The sequence below is a fragment of the Halomonas sp. SL1 genome (assembly GCF_003030865.2).
GTDB lineage: Bacteria > Pseudomonadota > Gammaproteobacteria > Pseudomonadales > Halomonadaceae > Halomonas > Halomonas halophila.
Map to the genome: position 1 here is coordinate 143,922 of NZ_PYUQ02000021.1, position 21,670 is coordinate 165,591.

General features: G+C 66.6%; 22 protein-coding genes and 3 tRNA genes. 16 read left to right on the forward strand and 9 right to left on the reverse strand.

The window, feature by feature from the left end; translation table 11 throughout:
* Positions 1-133: 133 nt before the first annotated feature.
* The 4 genes from C9J49_RS14665 (at position 134) to C9J49_RS14680 (ending at position 3,409) form a co-directional block, all read left to right on the forward strand.
* A complete protein-coding gene (locus C9J49_RS14665) occupies positions 134-1,183 on the forward strand; it encodes a methionine ABC transporter ATP-binding protein (RefSeq protein WP_035598734.1) in 1,050 nt (349 codons plus the stop codon).
* Positions 1,164-1,817 (forward strand): methionine ABC transporter permease, encoded by a 654-nt coding sequence (locus C9J49_RS14670; RefSeq protein ID WP_035598641.1) that lies wholly within the window; start codon positions 1,164-1,166, stop codon positions 1,815-1,817. Before C9J49_RS14665 ends, C9J49_RS14670 begins: the two co-directional genes overlap by 20 nt.
* 234 nt (positions 1,818-2,051) lie before the next feature.
* The gene (locus tag C9J49_RS14675; RefSeq protein ID WP_046080278.1) at positions 2,052-2,867 is read left to right on the forward strand and encodes a MetQ/NlpA family ABC transporter substrate-binding protein; all 816 of its coding nucleotides are present in this window, start codon (positions 2,052-2,054) and stop codon (positions 2,865-2,867) included.
* Between the two features lie 86 nt (positions 2,868-2,953).
* Entirely contained in the window at positions 2,954-3,409 is a 456-nt protein-coding gene (locus C9J49_RS14680) for a GAF domain-containing protein (RefSeq protein WP_046080277.1), read from the forward strand.
* Between the two features lie 120 nt (positions 3,410-3,529).
* Here C9J49_RS14680 and C9J49_RS14685 read toward each other — a convergent pair.
* The 4 genes from C9J49_RS14685 to glpK form a co-directional block, all read right to left on the reverse strand.
* Positions 3,530-3,606 (reverse strand) — tRNA-Val (locus C9J49_RS14685).
* Positions 3,607-3,627: 21 nt separating this feature from the next.
* Positions 3,628-3,704, reverse strand: a tRNA-Val gene (locus C9J49_RS14690).
* A gap of 21 nt (positions 3,705-3,725) precedes the next feature.
* Positions 3,726-3,802, reverse strand: a tRNA-Val gene (locus tag C9J49_RS14695).
* A gap of 111 nt (positions 3,803-3,913) precedes the next feature.
* Positions 3,914-5,422 carry a glycerol kinase GlpK gene (gene glpK / locus C9J49_RS14700; protein WP_046080276.1) on the reverse strand — a complete coding sequence of 503 codons (1,509 nt, stop codon included), beginning with the start codon at positions 5,420-5,422 and terminating at the stop codon, positions 3,914-3,916.
* A 214-nt stretch (positions 5,423-5,636) separates the two neighbouring features.
* Here glpK and C9J49_RS14705 point away from each other — a divergent pair, with 214 nt between their 5' ends.
* Together C9J49_RS14705 and glpD are read left to right on the forward strand one after the other, a co-directional pair.
* Complete coding sequence (locus C9J49_RS14705; protein ID WP_035598632.1) at positions 5,637-6,395, forward strand: DeoR/GlpR family transcriptional regulator; 759 nt, start codon at positions 5,637-5,639, stop codon at positions 6,393-6,395.
* 153 nt (positions 6,396-6,548) lie between these two features.
* Complete coding sequence (glpD, locus tag C9J49_RS14710; protein WP_046080275.1) at positions 6,549-8,087, forward strand: glycerol-3-phosphate dehydrogenase; 1,539 nt, start codon at positions 6,549-6,551, stop codon at positions 8,085-8,087.
* Positions 8,088-8,124: 37 nt separating this feature from the next.
* On the opposite strand, the gene C9J49_RS14715 is transcribed toward glpD, so the two are convergent.
* A complete protein-coding gene (locus C9J49_RS14715) occupies positions 8,125-8,712 on the reverse strand; it encodes a histidine phosphatase family protein (protein ID WP_046080274.1) in 588 nt (195 codons plus the stop codon).
* Positions 8,713-8,835: 123 nt separating this feature from the next.
* On the opposite strand from C9J49_RS14715, the gene phnD reads away from it, so the two are divergent.
* The 5 genes from phnD (at position 8,836) to C9J49_RS14740 (ending at position 13,550) form a co-directional block, all read left to right on the forward strand.
* Positions 8,836-9,837: a phosphate/phosphite/phosphonate ABC transporter substrate-binding protein gene (gene phnD, locus C9J49_RS14720; protein WP_082090964.1), complete on the forward strand. Its 1,002-nt coding sequence runs from the start codon at positions 8,836-8,838 to the stop codon at positions 9,835-9,837.
* A 78-nt stretch (positions 9,838-9,915) separates the two neighbouring features.
* A complete protein-coding gene (phnC, locus tag C9J49_RS14725) occupies positions 9,916-10,713 on the forward strand; it encodes a phosphonate ABC transporter ATP-binding protein (protein ID WP_035598623.1) in 798 nt (265 codons plus the stop codon).
* Positions 10,700-11,515, forward strand: coding sequence for a phosphonate ABC transporter, permease protein PhnE (gene phnE, locus C9J49_RS14730; RefSeq protein ID WP_107182005.1), 816 nt, complete (start codon positions 10,700-10,702; stop codon positions 11,513-11,515). Before phnC ends, phnE (C9J49_RS14730) begins: the two co-directional genes overlap by 14 nt.
* The gene (phnE, locus tag C9J49_RS14735) at positions 11,509-12,318 is read left to right on the forward strand and encodes a phosphonate ABC transporter, permease protein PhnE (RefSeq protein ID WP_046080272.1); all 810 of its coding nucleotides are present in this window, start codon (positions 11,509-11,511) and stop codon (positions 12,316-12,318) included. The genes phnE (C9J49_RS14730) and phnE (C9J49_RS14735) overlap by 7 nt, the downstream gene beginning before the upstream one ends.
* Positions 12,319-12,485: 167 nt before the next feature.
* Complete coding sequence (locus C9J49_RS14740; RefSeq protein WP_107182006.1) at positions 12,486-13,550, forward strand: endonuclease/exonuclease/phosphatase family protein; 1,065 nt, start codon at positions 12,486-12,488, stop codon at positions 13,548-13,550.
* Between the two features lie 24 nt (positions 13,551-13,574).
* Here the strand turns inward: C9J49_RS14740 and C9J49_RS14745 are convergent, their stop codons facing one another.
* Positions 13,575-14,954 carry a lyase family protein gene (locus tag C9J49_RS14745; protein WP_107182007.1) on the reverse strand — a complete coding sequence of 460 codons (1,380 nt, stop codon included), beginning with the start codon at positions 14,952-14,954 and terminating at the stop codon, positions 13,575-13,577.
* Between the two features lie 199 nt (positions 14,955-15,153).
* On the opposite strand from C9J49_RS14745, the gene C9J49_RS14750 reads away from it, so the two are divergent.
* From C9J49_RS14750 to ehuB, 3 genes are all read left to right on the forward strand, one after another.
* On the forward strand, positions 15,154-15,516 hold the full coding sequence (locus C9J49_RS14750) for a phasin family protein (protein ID WP_107182008.1): 363 nt from the start codon (positions 15,154-15,156) through the stop codon (positions 15,514-15,516).
* Positions 15,517-15,675: 159 nt separating this feature from the next.
* Positions 15,676-16,224: a hypothetical protein gene (locus C9J49_RS14755; RefSeq protein ID WP_246124651.1), complete on the forward strand. Its 549-nt coding sequence runs from the start codon at positions 15,676-15,678 to the stop codon at positions 16,222-16,224.
* Positions 16,225-16,314: 90 nt separating this feature from the next.
* On the forward strand, positions 16,315-17,196 hold the full coding sequence (gene ehuB / locus C9J49_RS14760) for an ectoine/hydroxyectoine ABC transporter substrate-binding protein EhuB (RefSeq protein ID WP_107182009.1): 882 nt from the start codon (positions 16,315-16,317) through the stop codon (positions 17,194-17,196).
* Positions 17,197-17,210: 14 nt separating this feature from the next.
* Here ehuB and hda read toward each other — a convergent pair whose 3' ends face one another.
* Complete coding sequence (gene hda, locus C9J49_RS14765; protein WP_107182010.1) at positions 17,211-17,912, reverse strand: DnaA regulatory inactivator Hda; 702 nt, start codon at positions 17,910-17,912, stop codon at positions 17,211-17,213.
* The gene (locus C9J49_RS14770) at positions 17,909-18,985 is read right to left on the reverse strand and encodes an AI-2E family transporter (RefSeq protein WP_046080266.1); all 1,077 of its coding nucleotides are present in this window, start codon (positions 18,983-18,985) and stop codon (positions 17,909-17,911) included. Before C9J49_RS14770 ends, hda begins: the two co-directional genes overlap by 4 nt.
* A 141-nt stretch (positions 18,986-19,126) precedes the next feature.
* On the opposite strand from C9J49_RS14770, the gene purM reads away from it, so the two are divergent.
* The gene (purM, locus tag C9J49_RS14775; RefSeq protein ID WP_046080265.1) at positions 19,127-20,200 is read left to right on the forward strand and encodes a phosphoribosylformylglycinamidine cyclo-ligase; all 1,074 of its coding nucleotides are present in this window, start codon (positions 19,127-19,129) and stop codon (positions 20,198-20,200) included.
* The gene (purN, locus tag C9J49_RS14780; protein WP_107182011.1) at positions 20,197-20,943 is read left to right on the forward strand and encodes a phosphoribosylglycinamide formyltransferase; all 747 of its coding nucleotides are present in this window, start codon (positions 20,197-20,199) and stop codon (positions 20,941-20,943) included. Before purM ends, purN begins: the two co-directional genes overlap by 4 nt.
* 127 nt (positions 20,944-21,070) lie before the next feature.
* Here the strand turns inward: purN and dcd are convergent, their stop codons facing one another.
* Positions 21,071-21,637, reverse strand: coding sequence for a dCTP deaminase (gene dcd, locus C9J49_RS14785; RefSeq protein WP_016854669.1), 567 nt, complete (start codon positions 21,635-21,637; stop codon positions 21,071-21,073).
* Positions 21,638-21,670: the final 33 nt, after the last annotated feature.

Genomic DNA, 21,670 nt, shown 5'->3' on the forward strand with positions numbered 1-21,670 from the left:
TCGAGCCGTGCGGCAGGAAGTGCAGCTAAAAGGGTGTGTCCAGCGTTGATGGCCACCCGTCAGGGTGGCCTTTTTTTTGGCCGCTCGCCGGCTGACGGCCCGCCCCTCCCCCGGCGCCACCCCGGTGGCCCAGATGATTCGACTCCAGAACGTATCCAAGACCTACTTCACCAAGGGCAAGCGCGACGGTGTCGAAGCGCTCAAGCCCGTTGACCTGCACGTGCCCCAGGGGCAGATCCACGGCGTGATCGGCCTGTCCGGCGCCGGCAAGTCGACCCTGATCCGCTGCGTGAACCTGCTCGAGCGCCCCACCACGGGCACCGTCACGGTGGACGGCCAGGAACTCACCGGCCTGTCCCGCGACGCGCTCAACCAGGCGCGCCATCGCATCGGCATGATCTTCCAGCATTTCAACCTGCTGACCTCGCGCACCGTCTTCGACAACGTCGCGCTGCCGCTGGAGCTGATGGGCGTGAAGAAAGCGGAAATCCGCGAGCGCGTCACGCCACTGCTGGAGCTCGTCGGCCTGGCCGACAAGGCCAGCCACTACCCGGCCCAGCTCTCCGGCGGCCAGAAGCAGCGCGTGGCCATCGCCCGGGCGCTGGCCAGCCGTCCGCGGGTGCTGCTGTGCGACGAGGCCACCTCGGCGCTCGACCCGCATACCACCGGCGCGATCCTGGAGCTGCTGCAGGACATCAACCAGAAGCTCGGGCTGACCATCCTGCTGATCACTCACGAGATGGAGGTGGTCAAGACCATCTGCCATCGCGTCAGCCTGATCTCCGGCGGCGAGCTGGTCGAGGAAGCCGACGTCGGCGACTTCTTCACCGCCCCCGGCACCCGGCTTGGGCGCGACTTCCTCAACGACTTCCTCGAGCTCGAGCCGCCACGCACGCTGGTCGAACGCCTTGAGGAGTCGCCCGGTGCGAAGACGCATCCGGTGGTACGCCTGGCCTTCTCCGGCGACGCCGTCTCCACGCCGCTGATCTCGCGGCTGGCCCGTGAGTGCGGCGTCGACGTCAGCATTCTTCAGGCCAAGGTGGAGTCGATCCAGGATCGCACCCTGGGCCTGATGATCGCCGAACTGATGGGCGACGCGGACGAGACGCGTCGCGCCATCGCCTACCTGGAAACCCATGACCTGAAGGTGGAGGTGCTCGGCCATGTCCAGCGCGATGATTGAACTGATCCTCGAAGCCACCCTAGACACCCTCTACATGGTGGCGATCTCCGGACTGATCTCCGCCGCGGTGGGCATCCCGCTAGGCGTGCTGCTCAACGTCACCCGACCCCGCCAGGTACTGGCCCAGCCGGCGCTCAACGGCGTGCTGGGCATCATCACCAACGTCGGCCGCTCGGTGCCCTTCATCATACTGATGGTGGCCATCATCCCCTTCACCCGCACCCTGGTCGGCTCCTCCATCGGCACCAACGCCGCGGTGGTGCCGCTGACCATCGCCGCCATCCCGTTCGTGGCACGCCTGGTCGAAGGCGCGCTGAACGAGATCCCGCCGGGCCTGGTGGAAGCCGCCCAGTCCATGGGCGCCACGCCCTGGCAGATCATCACCCGAGTGCTGCTTCCCGAAGCCCGCGGCGGTATCTTCACCGCCCTGACCGTGACCGTCGTGACCCTGATCAGCTACTCCGCCATGGCCGGCGCGGTAGGCGGCGGCGGCCTGGGCGATCTAGGCATCCGCTACGGCTACAATCGCTTCAACCCCACCATCATGCTCATCACCGTGGTGATCCTGGTGGTCATGGTGCAGGGCTTCCAGAGCCTGGGGGACTATCTAGTGCGCAAGAGCGATCACAAGTGAGGGCCGACACTGATTGACTGCTGCGCTCGACATCCTGGCCGCCGGCGGTGCTCGCTCTCCTCATGTAGCAGGCTACACTCCGGGAGCTGCGCTCCGGCGGCAACCAGCCTGTCTTCGCTCGCGACGTCAATCAGCGCCACCCTTCGAGATGGCATCTGGCAAATAACGAAAAGATATTTAAATTACCCTGTTTATTCCTTTAGTATCAAAGCAATACGATAGGAGGTTTAATATATGCGCAGCATCCTGATCGGCGGCCTCGCCGCTTCCGCCCTGGCCCTCGCGATCGGCCAGGCCAACGCCGACGAGCACGGCATCAAGGTCGGCACCGTGGCCGGCCCCGAGACCGACGTCATGCAGGTCGCCGCCGACGTCGCCGAGCGCGAGTACGGCCTGGACGTCGAGATCGTCGAGTTCACCGATTACGTCACGCCCAACGCCGCGCTGGCCGACGGCAGCCTGGATGCCAACGCCTACCAGCACGAGCCGTACATGCAGTCGATGATCGACGACCGCGGCTACGACTTCGCCATCGCCGGCCGCACCTTCGTCTATCCGATCGGCGCCTACTCCGAGAAGTTCGACAGCATCGACGCGCTGCCGGACGGCGCCACCATCGCCCTGCCCAACGACCCGACCAACGAGGGCCGCTCGCTGATCCTGATGCACGAGCTGGGCCTGATCACCCTGGACGATCCGGCGAACCTCGAGGCCACCCCGCTGAACGTGGTCGAGAACCCGCACGACTTCGACTTCCGCGAGATCGAGGCCGCCCAGCTGCCCCGCGTGCTGCCCGATGTGGACATGGCCTTCATCAATAACACCTTCGCCCAGCCGGCCGGCCTGAGCCTGGACGATGCCCTGATCAAGGAAGGCCCGGACTCCCCCTACGTCAACCTGATCGCCGTGCGCGCCGGTGACGAGGACCGCGAGGCGATCCAGCAGCTGGTCGACGCTTACCAGAGCGACGAAGTGGCCGCCAAGGCCGAGGAGCTGTTCGACGGCGCCGCCGTGCCCGGCTGGATCGACGAACCGGAACAGGCCGAGTAAACCGAAGAACCAGACCAGCGCGATCGCAGATCACGCTACCGATGGGGCCGGCCGCTGAGCCGGCCCCTGTCGTTGAAGGAGAGACCATGACCGATTACGCCCTGCTCGCCCGCCAGCTCGACGCCCTGCTGGACACCCGTGACTGGCTGACCAACAGTGCCCAGACCTGCGCCTTCATCATGCAGCAGGTGCCCGAGTTGAACTGGGCCGGCTTCTACCTGCAGCGCCAGCCCGAGGTGCTGTCGCTCGGCCCCTTCCAGGGCCAGCCCGCCTGCCATCCGATTCCGTTCAGCAAGGGCGTGTGCGGCGCCGCGGCGCGCTCCCGCGAGACACAGCGCGTCGAGGACGTCCACGCTATCCCCGACCACATCGCCTGTGACGCCGCCTCCCGGGCCGAGCTGGTGATCCCGATCGTGGTCAACGACCGCCTGTGGGGCGTGCTCGACCTGGACAGCCCGACCCGCAGCCGCTTCGGCGCCGACGACCAGGCCGGCCTCGAGGCCCTGGTGAAGGTGTTCATCGAGCGCAGCGATCTCGGCTAGGGACTTGCTCCGCCCGGCGGCCGCAAATGCCGCCGGGCGGAAGCGCATCGCCCCCCGCCCGAGCCATAGGCACAACGAAAAACGCCCGAAGCGTAAGCCTCGGGGCGTTTTTGCGGAATCTGGTAGGACCAGGCGGATTTGAACCGCCGACCTCCACGATGTCAACGTGGCGCTCTAACCAACTGAGCTATGGTCCTGCTGTCGATGTCGCGGCGCGATGGTAGGACCAGGCGGATTTGAACCGCCGACCTCCACGATGTCAACGTGGCGCTCTAACCAACTGAGCTATGGTCCTGCTATCGATGTCGTGTCGCGTTGGTAGGACCAGGCGGATTTGAACCGCCGACCTCCACGATGTCAACGTGGCGCTCTAACCAACTGAGCTATGGTCCTACTGTCGCTGTTTCCGGCGATCTGTGCCGTGACAACGGATGCGTATTTTACGGACCCTGCGAAAATATGCAAGCGCTTTTTCCAGGCACGACACAAACAAGTCACGGTGGATCAGGAGCTTGGCGCTGCACCTTCAGGATCACAGCGCACGCGTTCCACCGCTTCCAGCCAACCGCTATAGAGGCGCTCGCGCTCGCCCTCCTCCATTGACGGGAAGAAGCTGCGCTCGCTCTGCCAGAGTGCCGCTATCTCCTCGAGATCCCGGTACCAGCCAAGTCGCAGACCGGCCAGATAAGCCGCCCCAAGCGCCGTGGTCTCGAGAATGCCCGGACGGTCCACCTGCACGCCCAGCATGTCGGCCAGAAACTGCATCACCCAGCCATTGACCACCATGCCGCCATCCACCCGAAGGGTGCCCGGCGGCGTGCGCATGTCGTCACTCATGCACACCTGCAGATCCCGCGTCTGATAGCAGACCGCCTGGAGGCCGGCGGCCACGATATCGGCAATGCCGGTGTCTCGGGTCAGCCCGAGGATCGCACCGCGGGCCTTGGGATCCCAGTGCGGCGCCCCCAACCCGGTAAAGGCCGGCACCAGATACACGCTGTTACTACTCTTGGTCTCACGCGCCAGGGACTCGGTCTCGGACGCATCGGCGAACAGCTTCAGCCCGTCACGCAGCCATTGGACGGTCGCTCCAGCCACGAAGATACTGCCCTCCATGGCATAGGTCGGAACGCCATTCAGGCGATAACCCACTGTCGTGAGCAGGCGATTCCGCGAGACTTCCGCCCGCTCGCCGGTGTTGACGATCATGAAGCAGCCGGTGCCATAGGTGCTCTTGCCCATGCCGGGGCGAAAGCAAGCCTGGCCCACCAGGGCCGCCTGCTGGTCACCCGCCACCCCGGCAATGGGCAGCTCGCCGCCGAACCAATGGGCATCGGTGCGACCGAAGTCGTCACTGGAGTCCTTGACCTCGGGTAGCAGGCTGGCCGGGATATCGAACAGCGCCATCAGATCCGGGTCCCAGCGCTGCGAATGAATGTCGAACAGTGCTGTGCGCGACGCATTGGTCGCATCCGTCGCGTGCACCCGGCCACCGGTGAGACGCCAGATCAGGAAGGTATCCACCGTGCCGAATGCCAGCTCGCCACGCTCGGCTCGCTCCCGGGCACCCTCGACGTTATCCAGCAGCCAGGCCAGCTTGGTGGCCGAGAAATAGGGATCGATCAGAAGCCCAGTACGCGCCTGCACCAGCTCGGCATGCCCGGCGTCTCTAAGCCGCTGGCAGTGTTCGGCGGTACGCCGATCCTGCCATACGATCGCGTCGTGAAGCGGCTTGCCGGTTTCCCGATCCCACAGCAGCGTGGTCTCCCGCTGATTGGTGATGCCGATCCCGGCGATCTCCTCGATGGCCACTCCTTGCTCGGCGATCACCTCGCGACAGGTCGCCAGCACGCTCTCCCAGATGGCTTCGGGGTCGTGCTCGACCCATCCGTCGGCCGGAAACCGCTGAGGAAACTCGCTCTGGGCCATCGCGATGCCGCGACTCTCTCGATCGAAGAGTATCGCGCGCGAGCTGGTGGTCCCCTGGTCGATAGCAAGCAGGTAAGAAGCCATGAGAAAGCATCCTGAGATGGCTCGTTGTCACGGGAACACTTTCGCTTTTTCACCGAAAAATGTTCAATTATGATCAAAAGATTACGCTAGCGACTGATAGCACTCAATTGGCGATGCCGCCTCACGACTAAGACTTTCGGCGCCCCCACGGGCCGAGCATCAGCCTGCAGCGGCGTCCGGGTTGGCGCAGATAGCCAACCTTCAAGGAGTTAGCATGACCCCACAGCAGCGCCAGGACAGCATCGTCGAACTCGTTCGACGCCAGGGCTACGCCAGCATCGAGCAGCTCACCGAGCATTTCGCCGTCACCCCGCAGACGATCCGCCGCGATCTCAACCGACTGTCCGGGGAAGGCCAGCTCCGGCGTGTTCACGGCGGCGCCGGCCTCGAATCCAGCACGGTCAACACCGCCTATGCGATGCGCAAGAACCTGAACCTGGAAGCCAAGCAGCGCATCGCGCATCTGCTCGCCCAGCATATCCCCGATCACGCTTCGCTCTTCATCAACATCGGCACCAGCAACGAAGTCGTTGCCGAAGCCCTGCTCGATCACAGCGGCCTCGAGGTCATCACCAACAACCTCAACGTGGCCGCCATCCTCCAGCGCAAGGAAGATTTCAACGTTATCGTCGCCGGCGGCCAGGTCCGCTCGCGGGACGGCGGCATCATCGGCGAGGCGACCATCGACTTCATCCATCAGTTCAAGGTCGACTTCGGGATCATCGGCATCAGCGGCATCGACGAAGACGGCTCGCTGCTCGAGTTCGATTACCAGGAAGTCCGCGTGGCCCAGGCGATCATCCAGAACTCTCGTCAGGTCTTCCTGGCCGCCGACCATTCCAAGTTTCAGCGCAACCCCGTCGTGCGCCAGGGCAACCTCTCCCAGCTCGATGCGCTGTTCACCGACCGACCGCCTTCTGAGCGCATCCAGGAACTGCTTCGCCAGCACGACGTCGCCCTGCACCTCGCCTGAACGCACCCTGCCCGCCCTCCGCCGCCGCCAGCCCCCTCGTTCGGGGCAACGCGGTTCGCATGACGCCCGCTTGATGTTCGCTTCCAAATACCCTATTTTCGCTTTCCAACATCACCGATATTTCACAAGGGCCTGCGCCCGACGGAGCATGATATGGCGACGTCTCCCGACATTCTGGATCTGTTCGTGATCGGCGGCGGCATCAATGGCGCCGGCATCGCCGCCGATGCGGCCGGGCGCGACCTCTCGGTCGGCCTTTGCGAACAATCGGACCTGGCAAGTGCCACCTCGTCCGCCAGCAGCAAACTGATCCATGGCGGACTGCGCTACCTGGAACATCACGAATTCCGACTGGTGCGCGAGGCGCTGCGCGAACGTGAGGTACTGCTCGCCAAGGCGCCCCACATCATCTGGCCACTGCGCTTCATCCTGCCCCACCGCTCCCATCTGCGTCCGGCCTGGATGCTCCGTGCCGGCCTGTTCCTGTATGACCATCTCGGCAGGCGTGAACGCCTGCCGGCGTCACAGGGGCTCCGCCTGACGCCGGAACTGGGACTGTCCACCGATCTGTCCCGAGGATTCGAGTATTCCGACTGCTGGGTAGACGACGCTCGACTCGTGGTCCTCAACGCCATCCAGGCGCGCGAACAAGGCGCCGAGATCATGGTCGGCACCCGATGCGTCAACGCTCGGGAGGTCGATGGCCACTGGGAAATCGAACTGGAGCACGCGGAAAGCGGCACGCGCTTCACGCGACACGCGCGCACGCTGATCAATGCGGCAGGCCCTTGGGTGGAAGGCGTCATTCGCGGCATGACACCGCGCACGTCGCGTTACGGCGTACGCATGATCCAGGGTAGCCACCTCATCGTCCCGCGGCGCAATCACGACGATCGCGCCTTCATTCTGCAGAACACCGACAAGCGCATCGTCTTCGTGCTGCCCTACGAGGAAGATTTCAGCCTGATCGGCACCACGGACCGGCGGTACCAGGGCGATCCCGCCCGGGTCGAAGCCAGCGACGAGGAAATCGACTATCTGCTCGATGTCGTCAACGACCACTTCGAGACTCCCCTGACCCGCCACGATGTCATCCGCACCTTCGCCGGCGTGCGCCCGCTCTGCGATGACGAGTCCGCCGACCCGTCGGCCATGACCCGGGACTACACCCTGGACCTCGACACTCATGGCGCCCCGCTGCTGTCGGTCTTCGGTGGCAAGATCACCACCTACCGCAAGCTGGCCGAGGCGGCCCTCGAGATGCTTTCCCCCTTCCTGACCGGGATGCACCCTCCCTGGACTGCCGCGGCACCGCTGCCAGGGGGCGAGATCGACGACCCAACGAGCTTCGAGGCTCGTCTGCTCGTCGACTATCCCTATCTGGAAGCCCACCAGGCGCGTCGCTTCTCCCGCACCTACGGCACCTTGTGCCGAGCCTTCCTCGACGGCCGCGACAGTCAGGCGGCCCTGGGTGAGGCCTTCGGGGCCGGCCTGACCGCCGCCGAGGTCGACTATCTGGTCGAGCAGGAGTGGGCACGCAGCGCCGAGGACATTCTCTGGCGACGCACCAAGCTGGCGCTTCGAGTCACCGACACCGAGCGACAGCGATTGAGCGACTACCTCGAGGCCGCACTACCGTCCGCCACGCTCGGCCCCGAGACATCGGATGCGGGCGCCCGCCACCCCGCCTGAGCCCGGCCCCAGGCGCGTCGTTGTGGCGACGGCGAACTTATAGAGACGTGATGCTGGCCGGCGCCAGGGGCTCCCGCTCCCGGTGCAGGCTCAGCGCGCGCCCCTCCAGGGCGGTCAGCAGGATCTGCAGCGGATCGCCGTGGCTGACCAGCAGGATCGTCTCGTCGCGGTGGCGCGCCTCCATCTCGTCGATCACGGCGCGCATGCGCGCCGCCACCTCGGCCACGGCCTCGACGCCCCCTTGGCGCAGCGTCGGATCCTGAGCGTCGAGCGCCCAGACCTCGGCATAGCGCGCGTCGCTTTGCCCCTCGAGCTCGCCGAAATGACGCTCCCGCAGGCGCGGCTCGACGGTGAGCGCCAGGCCGAAATGCGTGGCGACGCGCTCGGCAGTCTCGGCGGTCCGCAGAAAGTCCGAGTGCAGGATGCGCCGGGGCCTGGCCCAGCGCCAGTCGGCCAGCAGTTGGTCGAGCTGAGCATGCCCCTGGGACGAGAGGCCGAACCCCGTCAGGCCGAGCGCGGGCGAGCTGATGATCCGCCCCTCCTGGTTGGCCTGGCTGTGCCCGTGACGCATCAGCAGGTAGCGGTTGCGCCAGGCGCCGTCGGCGCCGGGGAAAGTGTTTGACATGGTTTCGTAACAAACCCTAGATTGAAAGAGGTTATTCGGAATCAATCATCAGTGGCTCGCTGATGTCGATATCCGAACATGCAACACACCACATGCCCTAAAACAATAATCGTGAGGCACGCCATGATCTACCCTTCCGCTCGCCCCGGAAATCGCTCGCTCGTCCCCATCGCCCTCTCCACGCTGCTGCCGCTGGCCATGCTGGCGAGCCAGGCCCAGGCGCAGGAGGAGTGCGAGCGCGGCGCACTGGCCAATATCTACTGCGACGAGAATGGCGACATGGTCGCCGACCGGCCGACAGACGAGTCCGAATGGGCCAATCCCGACACGCTGATCTTCGCCTACACTCCGGTCGAGGATCCGGCCATCTACTCCGACATCTGGCAGCCGTTTATCGAGCACCTCGAGGAGGTGACCGAACGCGACGTGCGCTTCTTCGCCGTGCAGTCCAACTCGGCCCAGGTCGAGGCCATGCGCAGCGGCCGCCTGCACATCGCCGGCTTCTCCACCGGCCCGACCCCCTTCGCCGTCAACCTGGCGGGCGCCGTGCCCTTCGCGCTGATGGGCTCTGACGACGGTCGCTTCGGCTACACCCTGCAGCTCTATACCCACGTCGATTCCGGCATCGACGAGATGGAGGACCTGAGGGGCAAGCGCGTCGCCCACACCTCGCCGACCTCCAACTCCGGCAACCAGGCGCCGCGGGCACTGTTCCCCGAAATGGACATCGTGCCCGGCGAAGACTATGAGGTGGTGTACTCCGGCAGTCATGATCAATCCATGCTCGGGGTAGTGGCCCAGGACTACGACGCGGCTCCGGTGGCCTCGGAGGTGGTCGATCGCATGGCCGCCCGCGGCCTCTACGATCCGGAAGACGTCAAGATCATCTACGAGTCGGACAGCTTCCCGACCACTTCCTACAACTACGCCCACAACCTGCATCCCGACCTGGTCGAGAAGATCGAGGAGGCCTTCTTCAGCTTCGAGTTCACAGGCACCGAGCTTGGCGAGGAATTCGAGGGCGTCGAGAAGTTCGTCCCCATCAACTATCAGGACAACTGGAAGGTCATCCGCACGATCCAGAGTGCCAACGGCGTCGAGTACACCCCCGACAACCTCCAGTAACCTTCACGAGTCAGCGGCGCCGGCCTTCCCGCAGGGCCGGCGTCGACGTCTTGATGATCCTTTCTCGACGGACCCCTCATGCTAGAGATATCCAACCTGATCAAGCGTTACGGCCGCGACGAGCCGGTCCTCAAGGGACTCGACCTGACCGTGGAAGGCAACAGCGTCGTCTCCATCGTGGGAGCCTCCGGCGCCGGCAAGAGCACCATGCTGCGCTGTATCAACCGCCTGGTGGAGCCGACCTCGGGCTCGATCAAGCTCAACGGTACCGAGCTTGTCACGCTGCGCCACGGAGAACTGCGCCGCGCCCGACGCAAGATCGGCATGGTCTTCCAGGGCTTCAACCTGATCGACCGTCTCACCGTGATGGAGAACGTGCTGGCCGGTCGACTCGGCTACGTCAACCTCTTCCAGGCCATCACCCGGCGCTACCCGGAGGCGGACATCGAGCGCGCCTTCGTGCTGATGGAGCGCGTGGGAATCGCCCACTACGCCAACAAGCGTGCCGACGAGCTATCCGGCGGCGAGCGCCAGCGCGTCGGCGTGGTGCGGGCACTGATGCAGGAGCCCGAGGTGCTGCTCGCCGACGAGCCCACGGCCTCGCTCGACCCTCGTACCTCCGAGCAGATCATGGTGCTGCTGCAGAGCCTGGCGAGCGAGCTCGCGCTGCCGGTGCTGATCAACATCCACAACGTGGCGCAGGCGAGGACCTACACCGACCGTATCGTCGGGCTGCGCCACGGCACCATGATCTTCGACGGTGCTCCTGCGGACTTCGACAAGGCCGCCCTGGATGCCATCTACGGCGGTATCGAGGCGCCGGAAGACGAACTCGCCCCGCCCCCCGCGGAGGAGGTGCGCGATGGCCAGTCCTGACCGCGAGGCGCGCGCCACGCCGCGCACCTGGCGCAAGCCACCCTTCATCGCCAACCCGCTGGTGCGCTACGGCCTGCTGGTGGTGCTGGCGGCCTACCTGGTGTGGGCCTTCGACAGCCTGCCCTTCAACTGGGAGCGCATCAGCGAGGGGCTTCCGCGGGCGGCGCGCATCTTCGGCGGCGGCTTCCCGCCGAGCCTGTCGCGCTTCGACCTGCTGCTCACCGGCTTCACCGAGAGCCTGCAGATCGCCATCCTGGCGACGCTGCTCGGCGTGCTGCTGTCGGTGCCGTTCGCGGTGATGGCGGCTCGAAACGTCGCACCGCTGCCGATCTACCTGCTGGGGCGCGCGGTGATCATCGTCTCGCGCAGCTTCCACCCGGTGATCGTGGCCATCCTGTTCGTCGCGGCGGTGGGCTTCGGCCCGCTGGCGGGGATCTTGACGCTGACCCTCTACTCCATCGGCTTCGTCGGCAAGCTGCTCGCCGAGGAGATCGAGGAGATCGACTGGGGACAGGTGGAGGCGATGCGCTCCACCGGCGCCGGCTATCTGACGACGCTCTTCTACGCCGTCTTCCCGCAGATCCTGCCCCGCCAGGTAGGACTCTCCATGTATCAGCTCGACAGCAACCTTCGAGCCTCAGCGGTGGTCGGCATCGTCGGCGCCGGCGGCATCGGCAGCACCCTGATGAACGCCTTCGGGCGCTACGACTATGACTTCGCCTTCGCCATCCTGCTGGTGATCATCGCGGTGATCCTGGCCAGCGAAGGCGTCAGCGGCTGGGTAAGGAAGAAGATATGGTAGACGATACCGACCTCTTGGCCGATCGCATCTGGCGACGGCACAATCCCAAGCAGCGGCTGATCCGCTACGGCGTGATGCTGCTGACCCTGATGGTGGTGGTCTGGGCCGTCAGCGACATCGATATCTTCTGGCCATGGGTATGGGACGCCCCCAACCAGATCTCGAGCTTGGGCGCGCGCATGTGGCCGCCGGATCCGACCCGGCTCGCCGAGATCGCGGATGCTATGATCGAGACGGTGCACATCGCCACCCTCGCGACCATGCTCACCATCTTCATCGCCCTGCCGGTCTCCTACATCGCTGCGCAGAACACCACGCCCAACCGCGCCTGCCTGTGGCTGGGGCGCTTCATCCTGGTCTCCAGCCGCTCGGTGAACACCATCATCTGGGCACTGCTGTTCGTGGCGATCTTCGGCCCTGGGGTGCTCGCGGGCATACTGGCCATCATGTTCCGTTCGGTAGGCTTCATCGGCAAACTGATGGGCGAGGCCATCGAGGAGATCGACCGCCGCCCCGTGGAGGCCATGGAGGCGACCGGCGCCTCCAAGGCCAAGGTTATCGCCTATGCGGTGGTGCCCCAGGTCATGCCTGCCTTCTTCGCCATCGTCATCCTGCGCTGGGATATCAACATCCGCGAATCCACAGTGCTGGGACTGGTGGGCGCCGGCGGCATCGGGGTCATCCTGCAGGGCTCCATCGACACCTTCGCCTGGCCTACCGTGGCGACGATCCTCATCGCCATCATCGCGCTGGTGCTGGTCGGGGAAGCGGTGACAGGCCTGCTGCGCCGCAAGGTGCTCTAGCGGCCGGCGCCATCCTGACGGCTGGAGCGGGCTTGGCCGAGCCCGGTGACCTGCTTTCAGCCACCGCGATGGCTCGGTACCGATCACCGGAGAGCGAGTTGCATCACGTTGAGGAGGGCGTGAGGTCACGCCCTTTCGAGGTGGACATGCCGGAGGGATGACGCGACATGCACGGATGGCTGCTCGGCGGGATCGCCGCCCTTCTCCTGCTGGCCAGCCTGATCGCCCGGGTGCCCGGGCACTGGTGGTGGCTGCGGGCCTGCGAGTTTCCCCGCCTGCAGATCGGCCTCGCCGGCGCCGCCTGCGCGCTGGCCTCGCCGCTGGCCGATGCGGCCGTGACGCCCTGGATCGCCGCCACGGGCGTCATCGTGTTCGCCATCCAGCTGCGCTACATCCTGCCCTGGACGCCGCTGTGGCCGGTGCAGGTGAAGCGCGCCCGGAACGACCGACCGGACCGCTGCCTGACGCTGCTGGTGGCCAACGTGCTGACCCCCAACCGCCAGAGCGAGGCCCTGCTCGCGATCATCCGCGAGCAGGACCCCGACCTGATCCTGACGCTGGAGTCCGACGCCTGGTGGGGCGAGCGCCTCGACAAGGGACTCGGCGACGACTGGCCGCATGCGGTGCGCGTGCCGCTGGACAACCTCTACGGCATGCACCTGTATTCGCGCCGGCCGCTGGTCGACCCGAAGGTCAAGTGGCTGATCCAGGACGACATCCCCTCGATCCACTGCGGCATCGAGCTGGAGAGTGGCGATCACATCCGCTTCCACGCCCTGCACCCGCGCCCGCCGGCGCCCAGCGAGAGCGAGGAGTCGCTGTGGCGGGATGGAGAGCTGATGCTGGTGGCCAAGCTCATCCACCAGGACCCGGTGCCCACCGTGGTGGCGGGCGATCTCAACGACGTGGCCTGGTCCCGCAGCACCCGGCTGTTCTGCCGGGTCAGCGGCATGCTCGATCCGCGCCGCGGGCGCGGCATGTTCAGCACCTTCCATGCCCAGCACGCGCTGCTGCGCTGGCCGCTGGATCACGTCTTCGCCAGCGAGCATTTCACCCTCCGGCGCATGCGGCGCCTGCCACCCTTCGGCTCGGACCACTTCCCGATCCTGACCACGCTCTGCTATCGCCCCTCCCGCGCCGACGAGCACGACAACCCGACAGCGACGACCGAAGAGCATCGAGACGCAGTGGTGACCATCGAAGAGGCCCGGGAGCGCGAGCAGGACGACTGACGCTCCCGGCCACCTCGCCGAGGGCTAGCCCGGGATGCCGCCATGGGTCAGCGCCGCCGGATCGAGCAGCCGCTCGAGCTCCTCGCGGCCGAGGTCGGTCTCCTCGTCCGCCACGTCGATGATCGGCCTCCCCGCCTGGTAAGCCTTCTTGGCGATGGCCGCCGCGGCGTCGTAGCCGATCACCGAGTTCAGCGCGGTCACCAGGATCGGATTGCGCGACAGCGGCTCGCTCAGGTGATCCTCGCGCACCTTGAAGGTGGCGATGGCGCGGTCGGCCAGCAGCCAGGCGGCATTGCGCATCAGGGTGATCGAATCCAGCAGGTTGTCCGCCACCAGCGGCAGCATGACATTGAGCTGGAAGTTGCCGCTCTGCCCCGCCACCGTCACCGCCGCGTCGTGGCCGATCACCTGGGCGGCGGCCTGGGCGGCGGCCTCGGGAATCACCGGATTGACCTTGCCCGGCATGATCGAGCTGCCCGGCTGCAGCGCCTCGAGCTCGATCTCGCCAAGCCCCGCCAGCGGCCCCGAGTTCATCCAGCGCAGGTCGTTGGCGATCTTCATGATCGTGCAGGCCAGCGCCTTGAGCTGGCCGGAGAGCTCCACCGCGGCGTCCTGGCTGCCGAGGCTGGCGAAGAAGCTGTCGTTGGGCGCAAGCGCAAGCCCGGTCTGCCGGCCGAGCTCCTGGGCCATCCGGCTGGCGAACTCGGGATGGGCGTTGATGCCGGTGCCCACCGCGGTGCCGCCCTGGGCCAACCGGCACAGTCGCCCCATGGCGTCGTCGAAGCGTTCGATGGCCTGGCCGACCTGGCTCGACCAGCCGCCGAGTTCCTGGCTCAGGCGCAGCGGCATGGCATCCATCAGGTGGGTGCGACCGGTCTTGACCACGCCGTCCAGCGCCTCGGCGCGCACGTCGATGGTCCCGCGCAGGTGCACCAGCGCCGGGCGCAGCTCGCAGGCCACGCCCAGCGCCGCCGAGAGATGCAGCGCGGTGGGCACGACGTCGTTGCTCGACTGGCCCATGTTGACATGATCGTTGGGCCCTACCTCCAGGCCATCGCGGCTGGCCAGATGGGCGATCACCTCGTTGACGTTCATGTTGCTGGAGGTGCCGGAGCCGGTCTGGAAGACGTCCACCGGGAACTGGTCGTCGTGGTCGCCGGCGATCACCGCCTCCGCGGCCGCCTCGATGGCCTCGGCCCTGGCCGCGTCCAGCAGCCCCAGGTCGCGATTGACCCGGGCCGCCGCCAGCTTGATGCGGGCGATGGCATGAATGAAGCCGGTCGGCATCGCCCGGCCGGATACCGGGAAGTTGTTCACCGCCCGCTGGGTCTGGGCGCCGTAGAGGGCATCGGCCGGGACCTCCAGCTCGCCCATGCTGTCGCGCTCGATGCGGTGCTCGCTCATGTTCGCCTCCTGGCTGATGGTCTCCTGTCACCATGGTGGCGCGCCCGCCGGCTTGCAAGACGCCGACACGACGAAAAGCCGAAACGGAGATGTTGCACTGCACAAAATGCGCTGCTATTGTGCATTGCAACAGAAGAGAGAAGGCGACGGCATCCCGCCCAGGCCTTCGCAACGTGCGCCATCACAGGAGGCGAAGACGATGCAAAACTTCGATACCAAGCAGTTCACCGAACAGTTCGAGTCCATGTTCTTCGGCCCGGCCCGTGCCTATGCCAGCCTGTCCGTGGATTTCGCCGAGAAGCTGACCAACGCCCAGCTCGAGGCCGGTCGCGCCTACAGCGAAACCGGCATGGCCCAGCTTCGCGCCCTGCTCGACGTCAAGGATGCCGAAGGCCTGCGCAGCTACATGGAAGGCCAGCAGAAGGTCGCCAAGGACCTCACCGAGCGCCTGAAGGGCGACGCCGAGAAGGTCGTCTCCCTGCAGCAGGACTTCGTCCAGCAGAGCCAGAAGCTGACCGAAGAGAACGTCAAGCAGGCCACCGCGACCAAGGCCGCCAAGTAAGCCCCAGGGTCAGACAGTCTCCCAGGGCCACCGCCATCGGCGGTGGCCCTTTCGTTGTGCATATGCGTTAAGCTCTCCCCCGCACAGGGCCAACCCTCACGGGAGAGTGCGATGAAGAGTGCGATGACCAGTACGATGAACCGCGCAACGACGTGCGCCATGCGACCTGCCTTCCTGCCCATCCTGATGGGCATGATCCTCACCGGCTGCCAGATACTGCCGCCCGACGGCGCCACGCGGCGCGGCCCCGCCGAGGTGATCGACATCGGCGAGCGGGCCCCCGACACGGCACCGTCGCCGGAGGGCCGCGTGCCACGCCAGGTGGCCTTCCCCGCCGACGAGTACGCCGCCCTGGAGAAGACCGGCAGCGCCGCCCTCAGCGGCCGGCTGACCCTGGACACCGTCTCGGGCACCGTGGTCGGCCGCGGCGAGACGGTCTCGGTGGCGCCGATCACCACCTACTCCGCCGAGGCCGCCGAACAGGCCCTGGCCGGACGCGCGGTGGAGCCCGCCGACCCACGGGCCCGGGCCTACACCCACACCGCCCGCACCGACGGCGACGGCTACTTCATGCTGCGCGGCCTGCCGTCCGGCAGCTTCTATGTCTCCGGCAGCGTGGTCGACCCCACCAGCGGCAAGCGCCGGGTGATCGTCCATCAGGTGTCGCTCTCCGACGGCCAGCATCGCGAGGTACGGCTCAATCGCTGACGCCTCCGATGGCACCCCTCCCGGCAGGCTTCTACCCTGAAGTCGAGGCCTGCGTCGCCCTGCGTCGCCAGGTCGGACGGGAGACACGACATGAAACGGAGCATGTACGACGCCGACTGGACCACGCGCGTCCGTTGGGCGGCACTGCCGCTGGCGATGACCGTCGCCATCCAGTCGTTCGCAGCCGACCTCGACACGCTTCAGGCGCGCGGTGGCATTCGGGTCGCGGTGGCCGACGAAGCGCCCTATGGCTACCTGGATGAGAACGGCGAGGCAAGAGGAGCAGGCCCCGACGTCGCCCGCCATGTGCTCGGTGAAATCGGCATCGACGACATCGAGTGGGAGGTGACCGCCTTCGGCGACCTGATACCCGGCCTCGAGGAGGGCCGCTTCGACATGGCGGCTGCCGAGATGGCGATTCGCCCCGAGCGCTGCCGGCGGGTGCTGTTCTCGGCCCCCAATACCTCCTACGGGGAAGGCCTGCTGGTGCGCGCCTCCAATCCGCTCGAGATCAACGGCTACCAGGACTTCACCGAACGCGACGACATTCGCGTCGCGGTACTCGCCGGCGCGACCCAGGTCGACATCATGTCGGCGCTGGGCGTCCCGGATGACCGGGTAGTGAGCATCGACGACAATGCGGCGGCCATCGACACCCTGCTCGCCGACCGGGCCGACGCCTACGCCGGCACCGGGCTCACCGTGAGCCAACTGGACGCACAGCACCCCGGCGTCGAGATCGTGCAGGGCTTCGAGGATCCAAAGGTGAAAGGGGAGATCGTGCGCAGCTGGGGCGCCTTCGCCTTCCCGAAGGACGCCACCACGCTACGCGACGCCTTCGACGAGGTGCTGCTCGACTATCGCAATACCCAGGCCTGGGAAGACACTCTGGAAGGCTATGGCTTCACCCAGGACGACGTCCTCAACGCCTTCCGCTTCGATACCGACTGGCTGTGTCGCCATCAGGGGTGAACGTCATCTCCCTGCTACCAGCCCAGCGCCTGCTTGACGAAGGGAATGGTCAGCTTGCGCTGGGCGGAGAGCGAGGCGCGATCGAGAGTTTCCAGGGCATCGAACAGCGCTTCCAGCCTGCGCGGCCCGCGATGGAGGATGTAGCGCGCCACCTCATCCGGCAGCTGCATGCCGCGCACCCGAGCCCGCAGCTGCAGGGCGGTCAGGCGGTCGTCGTCGCCCAGCCCCTGTACGTGGAAGGTCATACCCCAGGTCAGCCGTGAGGCCAGGTCGGGCAGCTTGACCGTCAGCTGACGCGGTGGCGCCTCGGCGGCGATCACCAGCCGCTTGCCCGCGTCACGCAGGCGATTGAAGGCGTGGAACAGTGCCTCTTCCCAGCGCTTGCGCCCCACCACGCGCTCCAGGTCATCGATGGCGACCAGATCGAGACGTTCCACTTCCTCCAGCATCAGCGGCGGAAAATGGCCGAGCTCCTCCAGCGGCAGGTAAAGCGCGCGACGGTCGCGGTCCGAGGCGGCGTGACAGGCGGCCTGCAACAGGTGACTGCGACCCACGCCCTCGCCGCCCCACAGGTACAGGAAGGGCTCGCCGTCGTCGTCCAGCTGCCGCGTCAGGTGATCGACCAGGGTGGCACTGGGGCCGGGGTGGAAGTTGGCGAAGGTGGCGTCGTCACGCAGCCCCACGCCCAGCGGGAGCTGCGCGGGTGATCGACTCATGGTGACTCCTCGTCCTGGGGGCCGCGTCCCGCATCGTAAAGTGTGCTGTTTTTATAATGCTCGTGAAGATAACGCAACACCACCATCACCACGGCGGCCACCGGCAGCGCCAGCAGGATGCCGGTGAAGCCGAACAGCTGGCCGCCGGCCAGCACGGCGAAGATCACCGCCACCGGGTGCAGGCCGATCTTGTCGCCCAGCAGCTTGGGCTGCAGCACCGTGCTCTCGACCAGCTGGCCGAAGCCGAAGACCCCGGCCACGGCGAGCAGCATCAGCCAGTCGCCGAACTGGAAGAAGGCCACCAGGCCAGCGACGCTGATGCCGACGATCACGCCCAGGTAGGGCACGATGCTGGCCAGTCCCGACAGCAGGCCGACCAGCAGGCCGAACTTGAGCCCCAGCAGGGTCAGGCCGACGGCGTAGATGACGCCCAGGCACAGCATCACGATCAGCTGGCCGCGCAGGAAGGCCGACAGCACCTCGTCGCACTCGTGGCCCAGGCGCGCCGCCGCCGGCTCCCACTGGCGCGGTAGCGAACCGCGCAGCTTGGCCACCAGCACGTCCCAGTCGAGCAGCAGGTAGAAGGTCACCACCGGGATCAGCGCCAGGTTGCCGATCCAGGCCGCCAGCGCCAGCCCCGATTTCGAGGCCTTGGCCAGCAGGGTCGCGGCCACGGTGCCGGTTTCGCGCCAGTTGTCGAGCAACGCCCGACGCAGCTGGTCGAAATCGGTGCCCAGGTCGATGCCCGTGAGTTCGCGGAACTCGGGCAGCACCGTGACCTGCACCCAGTCCAGGGCCGCCGGCAGCAGCTGGGCCAGCTGGCCGATCTGACGCCCCAGCAGCGGAATCACCAGCAGCAGCGTCAGCACGATGATCAGCGTCAGCAGCAGGAACACCAGCGACACCGCCAGTCGCCGCGACAGCCCCTTCTCTTCCAGCCGGTCGGCCAGCGGGTCGCCAAGATAGGCCAGCACCATGCTGACGAAGAACGGCATCAGCACCGGCTCGATGCTGATGAAGAACCACAGCCCCAGCGCCGCCGTAACGGCCAGGACCCACCCCTGTCTGCGCATCTCGCTCTCCCTGTGTGATGCCCGGCACGGCGGTGCGAGCCGTGCGTCGTGATGCTACAATTCACGCCCCATCTTGCCCAGCCCGGCGGCGCCGACAGCGTCGCGGGCCTCATTGACCGCAATGTTCATACAGGACAGGCCATGACCGATTCCACCAACCGCCCGAGCGGCGCCTCCCTCAGCTACAAGGACGCCGGCGTCGATATCGATGCCGGCAATGCGCTGGTCGACCGCATCAAGGGCGTCGCCAAGCGTACCAGCCGTCCCGAGGTGATGGGCGGCCTGGGCGGCTTCGGCGCCCTGTGCCAACTGCCCAGCGGCTATCGCGAGCCGGTATTGGTCACCGGCACCGATGGCGTGGGCACCAAGCTGCGCCTGGCCATGGACCTGGGTCGACACGACAGCATCGGCATCGACCTGGTGGCGATGTGCGTCAACGACCTGGTGGTGGCCGGCGCCGAACCGCTGATGTTTCTCGACTACTATGCCACGGGCAAGCTCGATGTGGACATCGCCGCCGACGTGGTGACCGGCATCGGCACCGGCTGCGAGCAGGCCGGCTGCGCCCTGGTGGGCGGCGAGACCGCCGAGATGCCCGGCATGTACGAGGGCAACGACTACGACCTGGCCGGCTTCTGCGTCGGCGTGGTGGAGAAGGACGAGATCCTCGACGGCAGTCAGGTCGCCGAGGGCGACGTGCTGCTGGGCATGGCTTCCTCCGGCCCCCACTCCAACGGCTACTCGCTGATCCGCAAGATCCTCGAGGTCTCCGGGGCCTCCCTGGACACCGCCATCGACGGCAAGCCGCTGGGCGAGGCGCTGCTCGCGCCGACGCGCATCTACGTCAAGCCGCTGCTGTCGCTGATCAAGGAAACCGACGTGCCGGTGCACGCCCTGTCGCACATCACCGGCGGCGGCCTGACCGAGAACCTGCCGCGGGTGCTGCCCGAGGGCGCCGCCGCCCGCGTCGACGTGGCCAGCTGGGAGCGCCCGGCGGTGTTCGACTGGCTGCAGCAGCAGGGCAACGTCGAGGAGAACGAGATGTACCGCGTGCTCAACTGCGGCATCGGCATGGTCATCGCGGTGCCGGCCGACAAGGCCGACCAGGCCCGCGCCCACCTGCAGGGCCTCGGTGAAACGGTCTACCGCATCGGCGAGATCGTCGCCCGCGGAGACGACGAGGAGGTCGTCCAGCTGGAGAACCTGAAGGGATGAGCGAGAGCGACTACAGCAGCGACACCCTGCAGGACTTCACCCCCGAGCCCGCCGAGGCGCGTCGGGTGGTGGTGCTGATCTCCGGCAACGGCAGCAACCTCCAGGCGCTGATCGACGAGCAGGTCCACGACCGCCTGGGCGGCGAGATCGTCGCGGTGATCTCCAACCAGGCCGATGCCTATGGCCTGCAGCGCGCCCGCGAGGCCAGCATCGACGCCGTCGCCCTGCCCCACCGCGAGTACGAGAACCGCGAGGCCTACGACGGCGCCCTGATCAAGGTCATCGAGCGCCACGAGCCCGACCTGGTGGTGCTGGCCGGCTTCATGCGCATCCTGACGCCGCGCTTCGTGCAGCGCTTCCTGGGGCGGCTGATCAACATCCATCCCTCGCTGCTGCCGGCCTACCAGGGCCTGCACACCCACGCCCGGGCGCTGGCCGACGGCGTCGCCGAGCACGGCTGCAGCGTGCACTACGTCACCGAGGAGCTCGACGGCGGCCCGGTGCTGCTCCAGGCGGCGGTCGAGGTGGCCGACGGCGAGACCGAGGAAAGCCTCAAGGAGAAGGTCCACGCCCGCGAACACCTGATCTACCCGATCGCCGTGAAGTGGTGCCTGGAAGGTCGCCTGCAGTTCGGCGACGGTGGCGCCCGCTTCGACGGCATGCCGCTGCCGGAACAGGGCCTACGCATGTCCCACACCGACGCGGCCGAGGAGCTGGACGAGGATATCGAAGACGAGGAGTAAGCTCGCGCTTCTCCCGGGCCAGACACAAGACAGCCCCGCCGGTTCGCCGGCGGGGCTGTCTTGTTTTCGAGGCGGTATCGCAATCCCGGAAAGCCGACAATTTGCGCAGCCGCCAATCGACGCTTTCTCAGGTTCGCGGCAGGGTCACACCTCGCTGCCCCATGTACTTGCCGCCGCGGTCCTTGTAGGAGGTCGCGCAGACCTCGTCGGATTCCAGGAACAGCATCTGCGCCACGCCCTCGTTGGCGTAGATCTTGGCCGGCAGGTTGGTGGTGTTGGAGAACTCCAGGGTCACGTGCCCTTCCCACTCCGGCTCCAGCGGCGTGACGTTGACGATGATGCCGCAGCGGGCATAGGTCGACTTGCCGAGGCAGATGGTCAGCACGCTGCGCGGAATGCGGAAGTACTCCACGGTGCGCGCCAGGGCGAAGGAGTTGGGCGGAATCACGCAGACGTCACCCTTGACGTCGACGAAACTGTTATCGTCGAAGCCCTTGGGGTCCACCACCGCCGAGTGGATGTTGGTGAACACCTTGAACTCGTCGGCGCAGCGCACGTCGTAGCCGTAGCTGGACGTCCCGTAGGAGATCACCCGCCGGTCGTTCACATAGCGCACCTGGTCGGCCTCGAAAGGCTCGATCATACCTTCCCGCTCGGCCATGCGGCGGATCCAGTGGTCGGATTTGATGCTCATGGGTCGTCCTGCTGGGTGGAATCGAAACGAATA